Origin of the sequence: Rhodanobacter fulvus Jip2 (assembly GCF_000264315.1) — a bacterium.
Classification (GTDB): Bacteria; Pseudomonadota; Gammaproteobacteria; order Xanthomonadales; family Rhodanobacteraceae; genus Rhodanobacter; species Rhodanobacter fulvus.
This window is the reverse complement of record NZ_AJXU01000043.1, coordinates 33,961-52,808: the sequence shown is the minus strand read 5'-3', so window position 1 is coordinate 52,808 and position 18,848 is coordinate 33,961. Positions and strand designations below refer to the sequence as shown.

Annotated in this window: 15 protein-coding genes and 1 tRNA gene; all 16 read right to left on the bottom strand. The window is 64.2% G+C overall.

Going from position 1 to position 18,848, the window contains the following annotated elements; translation table 11 throughout:
• Positions 1-20: 20 nt before the first annotated feature.
• The gene (gene truB, locus UU9_RS10940; protein WP_007081816.1) at positions 21-974 is read right to left on the bottom strand and encodes a tRNA pseudouridine(55) synthase TruB; all 954 of its coding nucleotides are present in this window, start codon (positions 972-974) and stop codon (positions 21-23) included.
• Between the two features lie 62 nt (positions 975-1,036).
• Entirely contained in the window at positions 1,037-1,417 is a 381-nt protein-coding gene (gene rbfA / locus UU9_RS10935; protein ID WP_007081815.1) for a 30S ribosome-binding factor RbfA, read from the bottom strand.
• Between the two features lie 135 nt (positions 1,418-1,552).
• Positions 1,553-4,366, bottom strand: a complete 2,814-nt coding sequence (gene infB / locus UU9_RS10930) for a translation initiation factor IF-2 (RefSeq protein WP_007081814.1) — start codon at positions 4,364-4,366, stop codon at positions 1,553-1,555.
• Between the two features lie 127 nt (positions 4,367-4,493).
• Entirely contained in the window at positions 4,494-5,999 is a 1,506-nt protein-coding gene (gene nusA, locus UU9_RS10925) for a transcription termination factor NusA (RefSeq protein ID WP_007081813.1), read from the bottom strand.
• A 105-nt stretch (positions 6,000-6,104) separates the two neighbouring features.
• The gene (locus UU9_RS10920; RefSeq protein ID WP_007081812.1) at positions 6,105-6,638 is read right to left on the bottom strand and encodes a ribosome maturation factor RimP; all 534 of its coding nucleotides are present in this window, start codon (positions 6,636-6,638) and stop codon (positions 6,105-6,107) included.
• A gap of 196 nt (positions 6,639-6,834) precedes the next feature.
• Positions 6,835-6,911 (bottom strand) — tRNA-Met (locus tag UU9_RS10915).
• Positions 6,912-6,991: 80 nt separating this feature from the next.
• Positions 6,992-8,446: an NADH-quinone oxidoreductase subunit NuoN gene (nuoN, locus tag UU9_RS10910; RefSeq protein WP_040670828.1), complete on the bottom strand. Its 1,455-nt coding sequence runs from the start codon at positions 8,444-8,446 to the stop codon at positions 6,992-6,994.
• 18 nt (positions 8,447-8,464) lie between these two features.
• Entirely contained in the window at positions 8,465-9,973 is a 1,509-nt protein-coding gene (locus tag UU9_RS10905) for an NADH-quinone oxidoreductase subunit M (RefSeq protein ID WP_007081810.1), read from the bottom strand.
• Between the two features lie 14 nt (positions 9,974-9,987).
• Positions 9,988-12,027, bottom strand: coding sequence for an NADH-quinone oxidoreductase subunit L (gene nuoL, locus UU9_RS10900; RefSeq protein WP_007081809.1), 2,040 nt, complete (start codon positions 12,025-12,027; stop codon positions 9,988-9,990).
• 124 nt (positions 12,028-12,151) lie between these two features.
• Positions 12,152-12,457, bottom strand: coding sequence for an NADH-quinone oxidoreductase subunit NuoK (gene nuoK / locus UU9_RS10895; protein WP_007081808.1), 306 nt, complete (start codon positions 12,455-12,457; stop codon positions 12,152-12,154).
• A complete protein-coding gene (locus UU9_RS10890) occupies positions 12,454-13,098 on the bottom strand; it encodes an NADH-quinone oxidoreductase subunit J (RefSeq protein WP_007081807.1) in 645 nt (214 codons plus the stop codon). The genes nuoK and UU9_RS10890 overlap by 4 nt, the downstream gene beginning before the upstream one ends.
• A 9-nt stretch (positions 13,099-13,107) precedes the next feature.
• A complete protein-coding gene (gene nuoI / locus UU9_RS10885; protein ID WP_007081806.1) occupies positions 13,108-13,599 on the bottom strand; it encodes an NADH-quinone oxidoreductase subunit NuoI in 492 nt (163 codons plus the stop codon).
• A 3-nt stretch (positions 13,600-13,602) separates the two neighbouring features.
• Positions 13,603-14,631 (bottom strand): NADH-quinone oxidoreductase subunit NuoH, encoded by a 1,029-nt coding sequence (nuoH, locus tag UU9_RS10880; RefSeq protein ID WP_040670839.1) that lies wholly within the window; start codon positions 14,629-14,631, stop codon positions 13,603-13,605.
• A 5-nt stretch (positions 14,632-14,636) separates the two neighbouring features.
• Complete coding sequence (gene nuoG, locus UU9_RS10875) at positions 14,637-16,964, bottom strand: NADH-quinone oxidoreductase subunit NuoG (protein WP_007081804.1); 2,328 nt, start codon at positions 16,962-16,964, stop codon at positions 14,637-14,639.
• Complete coding sequence (nuoF, locus tag UU9_RS10870) at positions 16,961-18,271, bottom strand: NADH-quinone oxidoreductase subunit NuoF (RefSeq protein WP_007081803.1); 1,311 nt, start codon at positions 18,269-18,271, stop codon at positions 16,961-16,963. Before nuoF ends, nuoG begins: the two co-directional genes overlap by 4 nt.
• Positions 18,271-18,837, bottom strand: a complete 567-nt coding sequence (gene nuoE, locus UU9_RS10865) for an NADH-quinone oxidoreductase subunit NuoE (RefSeq protein WP_007081802.1) — start codon at positions 18,835-18,837, stop codon at positions 18,271-18,273. Before nuoE ends, nuoF begins: the two co-directional genes overlap by 1 nt.
• Between the last annotated feature and the right edge of the window lie 11 nt (positions 18,838-18,848).

The window sequence follows — 18,848 nt, the reverse complement described above, 5'->3', positions numbered from 1 at the left end:
AAAGCGTTGAAATAACTTGTCTATTCTACTGACCGGAGCGGTGTTACAACAAGAGCAGAGCGGCTTTTTTGCCGGAAATCGTCTTCCGGCGGCAGGTTGAAGCCGCGCAGGATGCGGGTTTGCCGCTGTGCATCCAACTCGAGCACCGCCAGCAGCGCGCCATCGCTGGCAAATGCCGCACAGCGACCGGTCGGCAAGGATGCGTCCAACTGCACCGGCTGACCGCGGGCGATCGCCATGCTTTGCGTTTCGTCGAGGTGCACGGCGGGAATGTCCGACAGGCCAGCGGAAACCGGCAGCATCCGCGACAGCAGCACGTCGTCACCCTGCTCGGCAGCCTGCTGCAAATCCTCCAGTGTCACCATGCGCGGTTCGCGGAAGGGTTCGATCCAGGTACGGCGCAATGCGATCAGATGGGCGCCGCAACCCAGATCGTCGCCCAGCGCCGTGGCCAGCGCACGCACGTAGGTGCCCGAGCCGCATTCGACCAGCAGCTGCAAGGTGTCATCCGTACGCGCCTGCAATTCCAGCTGATGCACGTCGACTTCCCGGGGTTCCACCTCAACCGTCTCGCCGCGACGCGCTTTCTCATACAACCGTTCACCGTCGCGCTTGAGTGCCGAATACATCGGCGGCACCTGCAGGATGCGGCCGCGCAGCTTCGCCAGCGCCGCCTCGATCATGGCGTCGTCGAGCGGCGGCACGGGATGTTGCTGCAGGACTTCGCCTTCGCGATCGGCGGTATCGGTGGTGACGCCCAGGCGGCATTCGGCGATGTACGCCTTGCGTGAACCAAGCAGGGTGCCGGCCAACTTGGTGGCCTCGCCGAAACATAGTGGCAGCAACCCGGTCGCCAGCGGATCGAGCGCGCCGGCATGGCCACCCTTGGCGGCGCGAAACAATCGGCGCGCCGACTGCAACGCCTGGTTGGAGCTCACGCCCATCGGCTTGTCGAGCAGCACGATGCCGTGCAAGTCACGCCACTGGACACGCTCAGACCGGTTTATCGAAGCACGGGATGCCACTCGACCTTCCGTCAATCCTGCTTGTCGTCGGCCGGCGGCAGCGTACGTGCCTGCTCGCGCAGCAGCGTCTCGATGCGCTCGCCCTTGTCGACCGAGTCGTCGTACTTGAACTTCAGCTCCGGCACACGCCGCATGCGCATGCCGCTGTGCGCCAGCGAATGCCGGATCTCGTGACTGATCTGGTTCAACGCCTTCACCGCGGGCAAGCCCTGGTCGGGCAGCAGCGCGGTCACCCATACCGTGGCCCAATCCAGGTCGCGCGTGATCTCCACGTCCGAGACACTGACCGACGGCAGGCCGTGATCGCGCACGGCCGCATGCACCAGCAAGCCGAGTTCGCGGCGCAGTTCGGCACCGATGCGGTCAGTACGTTTGAAATCGCGGGAGGGCATAGAGAAGCCGGGAATGGGAAATAGAGAATGGGGAATGGGAAGAGCAAAAAGCACGCGGAACCGGGAATCGGGGGAGGAACCGGTTTTTACCATTCCCGATTCCCCATTCCCTATTCCCACGCTGTAACGCCTGCGTTACAGCGTGCGCGCCACTTCGGTGCGCTCGAAGCACTCGATCTGGTCGCCGGCCTTGACGTCGTTGTACTGCTTGACCGCGATGCCGCATTCCATGCCGTTGCGCACTTCGTCGACCAGTTCCTTGAAGCGGCGCAGCGATTCCAGTTCGCCTTCGAAGATCACCACGCTGTCGCGCAACACGCGAATCGGCTTGCTGCGCTTGACCGTGCCTTCGGTAACCATGCAACCGGCCACGGCGCCGAACTTGGAACTGCGGAACACGTCGCGCACCTCGGCCAGGCCGATGATGTCCTCGCGCACTTCCATGCCGAGCAGACCGGTGGCCGCCTGGGTGACCTGATCGATCACGTCATAGATGATCGAGAAGTAGCGCACGTCCAGGCCGTTGGTCTCGATGACCTTGCGTGCCGACGCATCGGCGCGCACGTTGAAGCCGATGACCAGCGCCTTCGAGGCGGCCGCCAGGGTGGCGTCCGACTCGGTGATGCCGCCGACGCCGGAGGAAACCACGTTGACGCGCACGCGCTCGTTGCCGATCTGCGTGAGCGATTCGCGCAAGGCTTCGACCGAGCCCTGCACGTCGCCCTTGACCAGGATGTTGAGCGTCTGCTGCTCTTCGCCCTGACCCATCCTGGCGATGATGTCCTCGAGCCGGTTGGCCTTGCTGACCATGCGCGTTTCGCGACGTTTCAGCTGGCGTTCTTCGGCCACTTCGCGGGCCAGCCGCTCGTCCTCGACGCAGACAAAGTCGTCGCCGGTTTCCGGCACGCCGGACAAGCCGAGCACCTGCACGGGAATCGACGGGCCGGCTTCTGCGACCTGCTTGCCCGATTCGTCGATCAGCGCGCGCATGCGGCCGTATTCGATGCCGCAGACGATGAAATCGCCCTTCTTCAGCGTGCCCTGCTGCACCAGCACGGTGGCCACCGGACCACGACCACGGTCAAGGCTGGATTCGATCACCACGCCCGAGGCGCGACCATCGACCACGGCGCTCAGCTCCATCACTTCGGCCTGGATCGAGATGGCGTCCAGCAGATCCTCCACGCCCATGCCGGTCTTGGCCGACACCGGCACGAACTGCACGTCGCCGCCCCAGTCTTCCGGCACCACTTCCTGCGCCACCAGACCCTGCTTCACGTTGTCCGGGTTGGCGCCGTCCTTGTCCATCTTGTTGACGGCCACGATCAGCGGCACCTTGGCGGCGCGCGCATGCTTGACCGCCTCGATCGTCTGCGGCTTCACGCCGTCATCGGCGGCCACCACCAGGATCACGATGTCGGTCGATTGCGCACCACGGGCGCGCATCGAGGTGAACGCCGCGTGGCCCGGGGTATCGAGGAAGGTGATCACGCCCTTCGACGTTTTCACGTGATACGCGCCGATGTGCTGGGTGATGCCACCGGCTTCGCCGGAAGCCACCTTGGTGCGGCGGATGTAATCGAGCAACGAGGTCTTGCCGTGGTCGACGTGACCCATGATGGTGACGACCGGCGGGCGGGTGCTCTTCTCGCCTTCCAGCTCCACGTTCTGGGTGTGGGCGGCCAGCGTTTCCTCGGCATTGTTCTGCGTGTCGGCCACAGGCACGTGGCCGAGTTCCTCCACCACCAGCACGGCGGTGTCGTGATCGATGGTCTGGTTGATGGTCGCCATGACGCCCATCTTGAACAGCGCCTTGACCACCTCCGAACCCTTGACCGCCATCTTCTGCGCCAGCTCGGCCACGATGTTGGCATCGCTGACGATCACCTCACGCACCACCGGCGCGGTGGGACGCGAGAAGCCATGCGGGCCGCTGGGCGCGCTGTGGCTGCTGCGCATGGCATCGCGACCGCTGCTGCGGCCGGGCTTGCCACGCTTGTTGTTGCTGGAACGGCGGGCGCGATCGGCCTCGCTGAGGTGCAGTTCGCCGCCGGCGAAACGCTTGCCGCTCGCATCGCCACGCTCGCCACCACGGGCGTGCTTGGCCTTGCCGCGCCCGGCATCGGTGGCAGGCGCTGCCGTGTCGCTGGCGCCGGCCGCGGGGCGCGTCGTCGCCGCACGCGCAGGTGCAGGTGCAGGCGCTGGCGCCGGGGCGGGTGCCGGAGCCGGCTTGACCAGCTTTTCGCGTTTACGCGGCTCGTGGATGCGCGGCAGGATCATGCCCAGCTCGCGCTGGTCGATACGCTGGACCACGGACGAATCCGCGGCATCCTGTGTCGCCTCGACCCCGGAAGCTTCAGGCGCCGGTGCGGCAGTCTCCGTGGCAGCCGGCGCCTGCTCGGCGGCTTCCGCCTCGGCTTGCGCCCGGCGCTGCGCCTCGGCGGCCTGCTGCTTCTGCTCTTCTTCCCGAGCGCGCTGCTGCGCTTCTTCCTGGCGCCGCGCTTCCTGCTCGCGATGCTCGGTCTCTTCCTGTTCGCGTTGCTGCTGCGATTCCTGCAGCTTGCGCGCGGCCTCCTCGCGCTCGGGCTCGGCGCTGGCTTCTTCGGCGATCACGCTGCGCTTGACGTAGGTGCGCTTGGCGCGCACTTCCACATTCACCGTCTTGGCGGTACCGGCGGCGCCACGCGCACCGGGCGTGGCGACCTTCAATTCGCCGACCGTGCGTCGCTTGAGCGTGATCTGCCTGGGCGCACTGGCGTCGGCCTCGGCCGCAGTGTCGCCCTTGCCGTGCGTGCGACGCAGGAAGCCCAGCAGCTTCACCTTCTCGGTGCTGCTGATGACCTGCTCCTGGTCGGAAAATTTCATGCCCGCCTCGCCAAGCTGCGTCAGCAGCTTGTCCACCGGCATGCCCAATACCTGGGCGAGTTGTTTGATCGTGACGTCCGACATCGTTTTGTTGCTCCGCCGTTCCCGCGCTTATCGTCTGTGCGGCATTGTCTGCGCCGCCACCTCCATCCGTGGTGAAAGGCCCGCAGGCCTTTCCCGGTGCGCCCCTCCAGGGCGCCGCCAACCGCGGTTAGCCGCCCTTCTCCAGCCGCTCGATCATGGGTGCGCGTGCGGACATGATCAGCGCCGCGGCGCGCGCCTCGTCCATGCCCTCGATATCGATCAGGTCGTCCACGGCCAGGTCGGCCAGGTCGTCCACCGTGAAAACTTCGCGGGCGGCCAGTGCCAGCGCCAGCGATTCGTCCATGCCTTCAAGCGCCAGCAGATCGCCGGAACCCTCGCCTTCGTCGACACCCTCTTCCGCGGCCAGCGCCTCGGTCAGCAAGGCATCGCGGGCGCGCGCACGCAGCTCCTCGACGATGTCCTCGTCGAAGCCTTCCACGGCCAGCAGCTCGGCGCTGGGCACGTAGGCGATTTCCTCGACGCTGGAGAAGCCTTCCTGCACCAGGATGTTGGCGATTTCCTGGTCCACCTCGAGCTTGTCCATGAACAACTGGCGGGCGGCATCCTGCTCGCTCTCGCTCTTGGCGGTGACCTGGTCCTGCGTCATCACGTTGAGCTGCCAGCCGGTGAGCTTGCTGGCCAGGCGCACGTTCTGGCCACCGCGGCCGATCGCCTGGGACAGCTTGTCCTCGGCCACCGCGATGTCCATCGAGTGCTTTTCCTCGTCCATGATGATGGACTGCACTTCAGCCGGCGCCATCGCGTTGATCACGAACTGCGCCTGGTTCTCGTGCCACAGGATGATGTCGACGCGCTCACCGTTGAGGTCGTTCGAGACCGCCTGCACGCGCGAACCGCGCATGCCGATGCAGGCGCCGATGGGATCGGTGCGGCTGTCATGCGCCAGCACGGCGATCTTGGCGCGGTCGCCGGGATCGCGGGCGCAACCCTTGATCTCGACCAGGCCCTGACCGACTTCCGGCACTTCCAGCTTGAACAGCTCGATCATGAATTCCGGCGCGGCGCGCGACACGAACAACTGCGGGCCGCGCGGCTCGGAACGCACTTCATACAGATAACCGCGCACGCGGTCGCCGACGCGGGCCGACTCGCGCGGAATCGTCTTGTCGCGTGGGATGAAGGCCTCGGCGTTGCTGCCCAGGTCCAGGTAGATGTTGCCGCGCTCGACCCGCTTGACGATGCCGGTGACCAACTCGCCGACGCGATCGGCGAACGCATCGACCACCTGCTGGCGCTCGGCCTCGCGTACGCGCTGCACGATCACCTGCTTGGCGGCCTGCGCGGCGATGCGGCCGAACTCGGCGTTCTCGACCTGCTCCTCGATGTATTCGCCCACCTGGGCATCCGGGCGCACGTCCAGCGCATCCATCAGACGCAGTTGATACGACGGCGATTCCATCTCGCCATCGTCGGCAATGATTTCCCAGCGACGGAAGGTTTCGTATTCGCCGGTGTCGTGGTCGATCGACACGCGCACGTCGGGCTCTTCCTCGGGGTAGCGCTTCTTCGCGGCCGAAGCCAGCGCGGCCTCCATCGCCTCGAAAATCACTTCCAGCGGCACGCCCTTTTCATTGGCGACCGCGTCGACGACCAGCAAAAGTTCTTTGCTCATTGCAGCAACTCCGTAGGCATCACGTGCGGATACCGATGGTTGAAATTGTTGTGTTCGTCCCGGAACACAAAACCTGGAACGCAGCCATGGTGGGGCCGCATCGAATTACTTTTTTCCGGATGCCTTGCCGCCGGGCTTGGGCTGCGGCGCATAACCCAGCGCTACCCAGTCCGGCACCACACGCGCACTTTCCACCAGTGCATGATCGAATTCGAATGTCTTGCCTTCGGCTTCCAGCACGATGTGCTCGCCTTCCACCGATGCCAGCTTGCCGCGCAGGCGACGGCGCCCTTCCAGCGGCGCCCTCAGCAGCACCTTCACTTCCTGCCCATCGACCTTCGCAAATTGCGCGGCGGTGAACAGCGGGCGATCAATACCGGGCGAGGAAACCTCCAGCACGTAATGGCCGGGGATCGGATCCTCCACATCGAGCATCGCCGACAACTCGCGGCTGGCGCTTTCGCAATCCTCGATGCCGACCTCACGGCGCTCACCATCGGCGCCGCTCTTGTCCAGCAGGTCCACGTAGATGCGCAGGGTACTCTGCCCTTGCGACGGGTTGAACTCCACGCCAAGGCATTCCAGGCCCAGATCGGCCAGAACCTCGTTGAAACGCTGTGCCAGTGCCTGTGTATCCATGGGTCGTTATTCCCGGCTCACTCTCAGAACGGCAGAAACAAAAAATGGGCTCCAACGGCCCATTTCCCTGTGTCGCCGATGTTCCTCCTCGTGCAGCTCCTTCCGGTGCCCTGGCGAAACCTGCCACCCGGCACTACGCATCCTTGCGCCCAACAAAAAAGCCTCACGAGGAGGCTTTCTTGCATCAAGAAAGATCTGGTAGCGGGGGCAGGATTCGAACCTGCGACCTTCGGGTTATGAGCCCGACGAGCTGCCAGACTGCTCCACCCCGCATCAGAGTCCGAAGATATTAACGTAATGGCCGGTTTCTTGCAAGCGTCGACGCCATTATTTCCGCAAATCGCCGCATCCTCTTACACGCCGAACGCGCGACGGCACCAGGCGAGCAACGGCCCCCAGTACAGTCCCAGCGCCAGCAGTGAAAGTGCGTTCAGCGACAGCACCAGACGCAATGGCTTGTCCTGCTGTACCTGCAATGCGCCACCCTCTTCCGGCGCATCGAAATACATCACCTTGATGACGTAGAGGTAGTAGTACAGGCCGACAATTGCGAACACGATGCCGACGATCGCCAGCCACAGCATGTCCGCATGGATGGCCGCTTCCAGCACCAGCACCTTGGCCCAGAACCCGAACAGCGGCGGCACGCCGGCCAGCGAGAACATCGCCAGCAACATCAGGAATGCCATCCACGGTGCCTTGCGGGCAAGGCCCTTGAAATCGGCGATCTCCTCGCATTCAAACCCGGCCCGGCTCATCGCCAGGATCACGCCGAACGCGGCCACGCCCATCAGCGCATAGCAGATCGCGTAGAACAACGCTGCGGCATAGCCTTCCGGGCCGGCTGCGGACAGACCCAGCAACAGATAGCCCATGTGCGAAATGGTGGAATAGGCCAGCATGCGCTTCAGGTTGGTCTGCACGATGGCAACCAGGTTGCCGATCGCCAACGACAACACCGCCAGTACCGCCAGGATCAGCTGCCAATGCTGCGCCAGGTCGCCCATTCCGTCCGCCAGCAGGCGATACGCCATGCCGAACGCGGCCAGTTTCGAGCCGGCGGCGACAAAGGTGGTCACCGGCGTGGGCGCGCCCTGGTAGACGTCCGGGATCCACATATGGAACGGTGCGGCGCCCAGCTTGAAGCCGATGCCGACGATCATGAAGATCAGGCCGAACAGCAACAGCGTGGGTGCCGTGGTGTAGCCCATCACATGGCTCAGCTGAGCCAGTTCCAGGGTGGGCGTGCCGCCCATGCCCGACGCGCCGTAGACCATCGACATGCCGTACAGCAGCATGCCCGACGCCAGCGCACCCAGCACGAAGTACTTGATCGCTGCCTCGGACGGCAGCTTCGCCTCGCGGTTCAAGGCCACCAGCGCATACGACGACAGCGAGAGCAGTTCCAGGCCCAGGTAGACGGTGACCAGGTTACCCGCCGAAACCAGCAGCATGATGCCGATCACGGCGAAGATCATCAGCGTGTAGAACTCGCCGCCGAGCAGCTTGCGGTCGATCAGGTACGGACGCGCGTAGACGAAGATCATGGCCGTGGTGCCCAGCGCGAAGACCTTGATGATCTCCGCCACGTCATCACGCACGAACATGCTGCCGAATGCGGTTACCGCCCGGTCCGGCTGGCCCGCGATCACCAGGTAGATCGCCACCAGCAATACCGCGATCGAGATCCAGTGCAACAACGGACGCTGCGCCGGCTTCATGAAGGCGTCCAGCAGCAACAGCAAGCACGCTGCCGCCACCAGGTAGAACTCCGGCAGCAGGATCAGGATGTCATTCAAAGTTGGCATGGTGTGTCCGTGTCCCGATCAAATCTTGTGAATGGCGAGCTGCTGCACCAGCTGCGACACCGAACTGTCCATCAGGTGGATCAGCGGTTGCGGCCAGATGCCCAGCGCCAGCACGGCGGCGGCGAACGCCACCAGCACGAAGGTCTCGCGACCATTGATCTCCTTCATTTCCGCCACGTGCGGGTTGGTGATCTCACCCCACAGCACGCGCTTGACCAGCCACAGCGTGTACGCCGCGCCGATGATCAGGGTGAACGCGGCGAACAGCGCGATCCACGGGCTGGCCGCGAAGCTGGCCAGGATCACCATGAACTCGCCGACGAAACCGCTGGTGCCCGGCAGACCGCAATTGGCCATCGCGAACAGCACGTAGAAGAAGCCGAACCACGGCATCACGTTGATGACGCCGCCGTAATCCTTGATCTGGCGCGTATGCGTGCGGTCGTACATCACGCCGATGCAGGTAAACATCGCGCCGGAGACGAAGCCGTGCGAAATCATCTGCACCATCGCGCCCTGCATGCCGAGCAGCGCCATGTCGGTGCTGCCCTGCTCGCGCACCAGTGCGAAGGCGATGAAGATGCCCAGGGTGACAAAGCCCATGTGCGCCACGGACGAATACGCCACCAGCTTCTTCATGTCCTCCTGCACCAACGCCACGTAGCCGATGTAGACGATCGCGATGAGGCTCAGCACGACGATCAGCCAGGCGAAGTGCGCACCGGCGTCCGGCACGATCGGCAGGATGAAACGCAGCATGCCGTAGGTACCCACCTTCAACATCACCGCCGCCAGCACCACCGAGCCGCCGGTCGGCGCCTCCACATGGGCGTCCGGCAGCCAGGTGTGCACCGGCACCATCGGCACCTTGATCGCGAACGCGATCAGGAACGCGAAGAAGATCCAGGCCTGCTCCTTGAACGTCAGCGGCAGCGCCGCCAGCGTGGCCAGGTCGAACGTGCCGGCCTTCTGGTACAGGTACAGCAGCGCGATCAGCATGAAGACCGAGCCGAAGAACGTGTAGATGAAGAACTTCAGCGTGGCATACACGCGCCGCGGGCCGCCCCACATGCCGATCAGGATGAACATCGGGATCAGGATGGCTTCGAACAGCGCGTAGAACAGCAGCGCGTCGGTGGCGCAGAACACGCCGATCAGCAGGCCTTCGAGGATAAGCATCGCGGCCATGTACAGGTGCGGCTTGTCCTGGATGACCTCCCACGCGCCGGCAATCACCAGGATGCCGACGAAGGTGGTCATCACGATCAGCGCCACCGAGATGCCGTCGACGGCAAGCCCGTAATGGACACCCCACGAGGCGATCCACAGATAGCTTTCAGTGAGCTGCATGCCGCCGGTATCGGCGTTGTACCGCACCAGCAGGAACAGGCTGGCGACGAAGGTCAGCACGGCCACCAGCATCGACAGCCAGCGTGCAAGGTTGGGTCGGGCCGAGCCGGCAAACAACACCGGGATGGCACCGACGACGGGTAGCCAGATCAGCAGGCTGAGCAAGTGATTGAACATCGATCCCGTTTCCCTTATTGCCCGGCCAGCCCGGGACCCACCAGCCAGTACCCGCCAAGCAGCAGGATCAGGCCGAGAATCATCGCGAAGGCATAGTGATAGAGGTAGCCCGACTGCAGCCGGCGCATGGCAGCGGCGACGCGATGCACCACGCCCACCGAGCCGTTGACCATCGCGCCGTCGATGACGCCTTGCTCGCTCGCCTTCCAGAACCCGCGGCCGAGCATGACGCCGCCACGGGCAAACAGCGCGAAGTACACGTTGTCGACCCAGTATTTGCGGTCAAGCACCGTCCACAGCGGCTTCAGCGCCGCCTTGATCTTGCCGGCCATGGCCGGGTTGAACAGGTAGATGTAGGTGCAGATGATGAACGCCGCCAGCAGCAGCCAGAACGGCATCTGGGTAAAGCCGTGCAGCGCCATCGCCAACGGCCCATGGAACTCGGCCCCCATTTCGGCCAGCACGTCGTTGGCGGCCTCCACGTGGATCGCGCTGCCGAACCAGTTGCCGAACAGCAACGGCCCGATGGTGAAGAAGCCCACCAGCAGCGACGGAATCGCCAGCAGCACCAGCGGCAGTGTCACCACCCACGGCGATTCCTTCGGCGCATGCGCCAGCACACCCGGCTCGTGGTGGCCGTGATCGTCATGATCGTGGCCGTGGCCGTGATGCTCGGCGATGGTGAAGCGCTCCTTGCCGTGGAACGTCAGATACATCTGGCGGAACGTGTACAACCCGGTCACCAGCACGCCGGCCATCACGCAGAAATAGGCGTAATGCGCGCCCCAGCGATGGGATTCGCCCACCGCCTCGATGATCGCGTCCTTGGAATAGAAGCCCGAGGTGAACGGCACCGCCACCAGCGCGATCGAGCCGGCCCACATGGTGATCCAGGTGATCGGCATGTACTTGCGCAGGCCGCCCATGTAGCGCATGTCCTGCTCGTGATGCATCGCGATGATCACCGAGCCGGCGCCCAGGAACAGCAACGCCTTGAAGAACGCATGCGTCATCAGGTGGAACACCGCGCCCGAATACATCGACACGCCCAGCGCCACCGTCATGTAGCCCAGCTGCGACAGCGTGGAGTACGCGATCACCCGCTTGATGTCATTTTGGACTATGCCAATCAACCCGGTGAACAGCGCCGTGGTGGCGCCGATGACCAGCACGAAGCTCAGCGCGGTGGACGACAGCTCGAACAGCGGCGACATGCGCGACACCATGAAGATGCCGGCGGTCACCATCGTGGCCGCGTGGATCAAGGCCGAGATCGGCGTGGGGCCTTCCATTGAGTCGGGCAGCCACACATGCAACGGCACCTGCGCCGACTTGCCCATGGCGCCGATGAACAGGCAGATGCAGATCACCGTGGCGGCGTCCCACTGCGTACCGGCCGTAATCTGCAGCGTGCGGCCGACCAGGGAAGGCGCGTTGGCGAACGCGGTGGCGTAATCCAGCGTACCCAGGAAATACAGCACCGCGGCGATGCCCAGCAGGAAACCGAAGTCGCCCACGCGGTTGACCATGAACGCCTTCAGGTTGGCGAAGATCGCCGTCGGCCGCTTGTACCAGAAGCCGATCAGCAGGTACGACACCAGGCCCACCGCTTCCCAGCCGAAGAACAGCTGCATGAAGTTGTTGCTCATCACCAGCATGAACATCGAGAAGGTGAACAGCGAGATGTAGCTGAAGAAGCGCGTGTAGCCCGGGTCATCGCGCATGTAGCCAATGGTGTAAACGTGCACCAGCAACGACACGAAGCTCACCACCACCAGCATCATCGCGGTAAGGCGGTCGACCATGAAACCGACGCTGGCGTTGAAGTGGCCGATCTGGAACCAGGTGTAGAGGTTCTGGTTGTATTCGGCCGCGCCGCCCACGGTCAGCTGGTAAAGCACCAGGAACGACAGTGCGCAGGACACCGCCACGCCGAGGATCGTGACGCTGTGCGCACCGGCACGGCCGATGAAGCGCGCCAGGAAGCCGGCCAGCAGGCAGCCCACCAGCGGCGCCAGCGCGATGATCAGCAGGATGTGTGTGGATATCGCCATTTTTCTTCCATTGCTGCGTGCCAGAAGTTCTGCGGGGAACCATCCATGGTGGTTGGCGCCGGGCCGGACATCCTGTCCGGCCGTTCGGCCTGGAGCGACATGCCACTGGCATGTCGCTCCGGCCTCACCCCTTCATGCTGTCGATGTCGGCGATGTTGATCGTGCTGCGGTTACGGAACAGCAACACCAGGATCGCCAGGCCGATGGCAGCTTCCGCCGCAGCCACGGTGAGAATGAAAAACACGAACACCTGCCCCGACACGTCGCCCAGAAACCGCGAGAACGCCACGAAGTTCATGTTCACGGCGAGCAGCATCAGCTCGATCGACATCAACAGCACGATCACGTTCTTGCGGTTGATGAACAGGCCGGCGACGGCGATGCAGAACAGCACCGCGCCCAGCACGATGTAGTGCGCGAGCGAAATCATGACTGCGGCTCCTGGCTGGCGGTCGGCTCATCCGGACGGACGGCGGCCATCTTCACGATGCGCACGCGGTTGCGCGGATCGACCCTGACCTGCTGGCTCGGCGTCTCGTAGCGGGCGTCGCGACGTTCGCGCAGCGTCAGCGCCACGGCAGCGACCACGCCCACGGTAAGGATCAGCGCGGCGATCTCGAACGGCAGCAGGAACGTGGTGTACAGGGCATGACCCAGCCACTCCGTGTTGGACATGCCCGCTGCCACTGCCGGGTTTTGCCCCAGCACATGGGCGTTCATCGCACGCACACCGACCAAGCCGAGCATTTCCGCCAGCATCACCACCGCCACGATCAGGCCGACGGGCAGAAACTTGACGAAGCCTTCGCGCATCTTTTCCTGATCGATGTCCAGCATCATCACCACGAACAGGAACAGCACCATCACCGCGCCGACGTAGACCACGATCAGCGCCAGCGCCAGGAACTCGGCCTCCAGCAGCAACCAGAGACAAGCGGCGCTAAAGAACGTGAGCACCAGCGCCAGCACGGCGTGCACCGTGTTCTTCAGCGAGATCACCGACAGCGCCGCGGCCACGGTGACGAAGCCGAAGGCGTAAAAACAGATGAGTTGCAGCGTTTGGGGATTCATCAGGAGGCCTCAGCGGTACGCTGCGTCTTGCGCGCGATCGGCGGCGATCTGCTGTTCAAAGCGGTCGCCGATGGCAAGCAGTTGCTGCTTGTTCACCACGTTCTCGCCGCGATTCTCGAAGTGGTACTCGTGGATCGAAGTTTCGACGATGGAATCCACCGGGCAGCTTTCCTCGCAGAAACCGCAATAGATGCACTTGAACAGGTCGATGTCGTAACGCGTGGTGCGGCGCTGGCCGTCGCTCTCGCGCGGCGCCGAGTCGATGGTGATCGCCAGCGCCGGGCACACCGCCTCGCACAACTTGCAGGCAATGCAGCGCTCCTCGCCGTTCGCGTAGCGGCGCAACGCGTGCAGGCCGCGGAAACGGTTCGATTTCGGGATGTGCTCCATCGGGTAGCGCACGGTGTACTTCGGCTTGAACATGTAGCGCATGGTCAGGCCCATGCCCTGGAACAGCTCGATCAGCAGCAGGCTCTTGAAATAGCGAATCACGGTATTCACGACTTACGCTCCCACGCCGACGGTGACCACGTCGAAAAATTTCATGCATCCGGCCACCATCACCCAGACGATCGCGATCGGGATCAGCACCTTCCAGCCCAAACGCATGATCTGGTCATAGCGATAGCGCGGGAACGTGGCGCGGAACCACAGGAACAGGAAGCTCATCAGGAAGGCCTTGATGAACAGCCAGATGAAGCCGCCGTGCCCGATGAAGCCCCACGACGCCGGGAACGGCGACAGCCAGCCACCCAGGAACAGGATCGAGGCCAGGAAGCTGATCAGGATCATGTTGGCGTATTCGGCCAGGAAGAAGATCGCGAACGCCGAGCCGGAATACTCCACGTGGAAACCGGCTACGATCTCCGACTCGCCCTCGGCCATGTCGAACGGCGCGCGGTTGGTCTCGGCCACGCCGGAGATGAAATAGATCACGAACACCGGCAGCAGCGGCCACATGAACCACTCGAGGATGCCCTTGTTGCCGGCCTGCGCGTTGACGATCTCGGTCAGGTTGAGGCTGCCCGCCAGCACCAGCACGCAGACCAAGCACAGGCCCATCGCCAGCTCGTAGGAAATCACCTGCGCAGCCGAGCGCATCGCACCCAGCAACGCGTAGCGTGAGTTGGACGCCCAGCCCGCGATGATGATGCCGTACACGCCCATCGAGGTCATCGCCAGCAGGTACAGGATGCCGGCGTTCGCGTTGGACAACACCATCTGGCCACTGAACGGAATGACCGCCCACGCGGCCAGCGCCGGTATCAACGCGATCAACGGCGCCATGAAGTACAGGAAGCGATTGGCCTTGGTCGGCAGGATCACTTCCTTGATCAGGAGCTTCACCACGTCGGCGAAGGCCTGCAGGATGCCGAACGGACCGATCTTGTTCGGCCCCAGGCGCACGTGCATCCAGCCGATGACCTTGCGCTCCCAGTACACGAACATGGCGACCGCGATCACCAGCGGCAGCACGATGCACAGGATGTAGATCACCGGCCACAAAACCTGGTTGATGAGTTGATCAGCCATGATGCTCAAGCCTTGCTCAAGGTGATGGTCGCGCCATACGGCGGCAACGTGGCAGTGAGGTCCTGCGCCGCCTCGATCCAGGTGGCCCCATCGGGAACCGCCACGTCGATCCGCAACGGCAGCGACGCCGCGCCGACGCGAACCTGCTCGCCATCGGCAAGGCCCAGCCGCGCCGCCTCATTCGCGTTGACCCGAACGGCGGGCGCCCGGTTGAGCGGATGCGCGTTCAGTGCCGTCGCACGACGCAACACGGCGTCGCTGCGATAGATGGGCCAGGTGGCGACGCGGGTCAGCCCCGCCGGCGTGCTGGCACGCGAGGCCATGCCATCGCGCGCAACCACCGCACGATCGGTGATGTCGTTGCGCAGGCCGGCGATATCGTCGAACTCGAAGCCGGCCAGCTGCAGCGAGCCGCCCAGCGCACGCAACACCTTCCAGCCCGGCCGCGCCTGCCCCGGTGCCTTGGAACCGGCGAGCACGCCCTGGGCCAGGCCATCGACATTGACCAGGGTGGCATCGATCTCGGGCAGCAAGGCGATCGGCAGGATCACATCGGCCACCTCGCGAAGCGCATCGCTGGCAAAGGCGCTGAACGCCACCACCTGCTCCGCCCCACGCAACGCCTTCAGCGTGGCGGCGCCGTCCGCGAAATCGTGCGGCGGCTCGACGCCGTACAGCAGGTAGCTCTTGCGCGGCTGCGCCAGCATCGCCTGCGCATCCAGCCCGCCATTGCCCGGCACCACGCCGAGGCGTGCGAGGCCGACGGCATTGGCGCCAACCGGCAGCTCGTTGTAGCCCGCGCCGGTGGCGTCGGCGATGAAGCGTGCGATGGCGCGCAACCACGACGCCTGCGGATGGGTCACCGCCGCTTCGCCCAGGATCACCACCGCCGCACCGGACTTCAGCGCCGCAACGGCTTCGCTGTCGCCCTGATCGCTGGTTGCGCCGTTGATCGCGTCAGCCAGCGGCGCGGGTGCCGAAGCGCCCGCGCTCACGGCGGCTTTGGCCAAGGCCAGCAAGGCGCCGACCAGCTCGTGCGGAGCGGCAATCGCCTCACCGGCCAGCTTGTAATTGAAATCGAAATGCACCGGGTTGACCGCGTAAACCCGCGCACCCTTCTTCACGGCCTGGTGCAGGCGGTGATTGAGCAACGGCAGTTCGAGACGCAGGTCGGAACCGACCAGCAAGGCGGCCTCGAGCTGATCCACCTGGGCCACCGGCGTACCGAAGGTGGTGGCCACGGCGTTGTCGGCGAAATCCAGCTGACGCAGGCGGTGATCGACGTGGGCGCTGCCCAGTCCTCGCGCCAGGCGCATCAACAGGTCGCCCTCTTCGTTCGAGGTGGCCGGATGCACCAGCACACCGAGCTCGCTGCCGGGCGACTTCTTCAGCGCCTCACCGGCAAACGACAGTGCGTCTTCCCAGCTGGTCTCCTGCCACTGGCCATCGCGCTTCACCAGTGGTGCGATGGCGCGGTCGGCGGCCGTCAGGCCCTGGTGGCTGTAGCGATCGCGATCGGACAGCCAGCATTCGTTGACCGCCTCGTTGTCGCGCGGCACCGTGCGCAGCACTTCGCCGCGGCGCGTATGCAGCCACAGGTTGGAACCCAGCGCATCGTGGTAGCCGATGGACGGCCGGGCAATCAATTCCCACGCACGCGCCTTGAACTGGAACACCTTGTCGGTCAGCGCGCCCACCGGGCACAGGTCGATGATGTTGCCGGACAGTTCGGTTTCCACCGTCTTGCCGATGTAGGTGCCGATCTGCAGGTTCTCGCCGCGATTCATGCCGCCGAGTTCGAAGGTGCCGGCGATCTCGCTGGTGAAACGCACGCAGCGCGTGCAGTGGATGCAACGCGTCATCTCGGTGGCGACCAGCGGCCCGATGTTCTCGTCGGACACGGTGCGCTTGCGCTCGGTGAAGCGCGACACGCTGCGGCCGAAGCCCAGCGCCACGTCCTGCAGTTCACACTCGCCGCCCTGATCGCAGATCGGGCAGTCCAGCGGATGGTTGATCAGCAGGAATTCCATCACGTCGCGCTGGTATTGCAGGGCCAGCTTGGAACGCGTCTGCACCTTCATGCCGTCGGTCACCGGCGTGGCGCATGCCGGCAGCCCCTTGGGCACCGGGCGGCCACCCATTTCCACCTCGACCATGCACATGCGGCAGTTCGCGGCGATCGGCAACTTGCGGTGGTAGCAGAAGCGCGGAATCGTGATGCCGACCGTATCGGCCGCCTCGATGATCATGGCGTTCTTGCGGATCTGCACCGGCTTGCCGTCGATTTCGATGCTGACCAGATCGGGCGCGTTGTTGGTTGGCTGCGCACTCATGCCGTCACTTCCTCGCGAGAATCCACTATCGAGTGACCGTGCTCCACGAAGTACTCGAATTCGTTCCAGAAGCGGTTCAGGAAGCCCTGCACCGGCCACGCAGCCGCCTCACCAAAGGCACAGATGGTGTGTCCTTCGATCTGCCCGGCGATAGCCTTCAGCCGATGCAGATCCTCTTGCGTACCGTTGCCTTCGACGATGCGGGTCAGCACGCGATGCATCCAGCCGGTGCCCTCCCGGCACGGCGTGCACTGACCGCACGACTCCGCCTTGTAGAAGCGCGAGATGCGGTGGCAGACCCGGACCATGCAGGTGGTTTCGTCCATCACGATGACCGCACCGGAGCCGAGGCCCGAGCCGGCCTTCTGCAGGCAGTCATAGTCCATCGTGCTTTCGAGCATGATGTCGGCCGGCAGCACCTTCATCGACGAACCGCCCGGAATCACGGCTTTCAGCTTGTGCCCGTTGCGCACGCCGCCGGCCATCTCGAGCAGGTCCTTGAACGACGTACCCAGGCGGATTTCGTAGTTGCCCGGCCGGTTGACGTGACCGGACACCGAGAAGATCTTCGGACCGCCATTGTTCGGCTTGCCCAGGTTGAGGAACCAGTCCGCGCCGTTGCGGATGATGGCCGGCACCGAGGCGTAGGTTTCGGTGTTGTTGATCGTGGTCGGCTTGCCATACAGGCCGAAATTGGCCGGGAACGGCGGCTTGAAGCGCGGCATGCCCTTCTTGCCTTCCAGCGACTCCATCATCGCGGTCTCTTCGCCGCAGATGTAGGCGCCAGCGCCCAGCGCGGCATAGATGTCCACATCGAGGCCCGTGCCCTGCACGTTCTTGCCCAGCAGACCGGCGGCGTAGGCTTCGGCCAGTGCGGCCTCGAAATGCTCGAACGGCTCGTGGTGGAACTCGCCGCGCAGGTAGTTGTAGGCCACCGTGGTGCCGGTGCAATAGCAGGCAATGGCCAAGCCTTCGATCACCGCATGCGGGTTGTAGCGCAGAATGTCGCGATCCTTGGCGGTGCCCGGCTCGGACTCGTCCGAGTTGCACAGGATGTACTTCTGCATGTCGCCCTTGGGCATGAAGGACCACTTCAGGCCGGTCGGGAAGCCCGCGCCGCCGCGGCCGCGCAGGCTGCTTTTCTTGATCTCTTCGATCAGCGACGCCGGATCGGGCTTTTCGGCCAGGATCTTGCGCCAGGCCTTGTAGCCATCGACCTGCTCATAGCTGGCCATCGCCCACGGCTTGTCGAAATGCAAGGTGGTGTAGACGACCTGGTGTTCCTGCGGTGCGGCTCCGACGGCCATCAGTGCGCCTCCCCTGCGTGCCCGTGATCCGGGCCATCGACGCTCAGCCCATCAAGGATGGCGTCCAGCTTTTCGATGGTGAGGTGCTCGTGGTAGTGACCATTGACCGTGGCCGCCGGCGCGTAAACGCAGGCCGCGATGCATTCTTCTTCGTTCTTCAGGTACACGCGTCCGTCCGCGGTGCTTTCGCCCAGCTTGATGCCGAGCTTCTGTTCGCAATGACGCACCAGATCCTCGGCGCCATTCAGCCAGCACGAGATATTGGTGCAGATCGCCACGTTGTTGCGCGCCACCGGCCTGGTTTCCAGCATCGAGTAGAAACTGGCCACCTCGTAGGCCCAGATCGACGGCACGTCCAGATACTTGGCCACCGCCGTGATCAGCTCATCGGTGAGGAAGCCACGGTTCTGCTCCTGCGCGCCGAACAGCGCCTGGATCAGCGCCGACCGCTTGCGGTCGGGCGGGAACTTGGCCACCCACTTGTCGATGTGGTGACGGGTTTGCTCGGTCAGTACGACCGTCGGATCGACGTGCCTGACCTGCTCGAAATGTCCGGTGGCTTTCATGCGTGAAACTC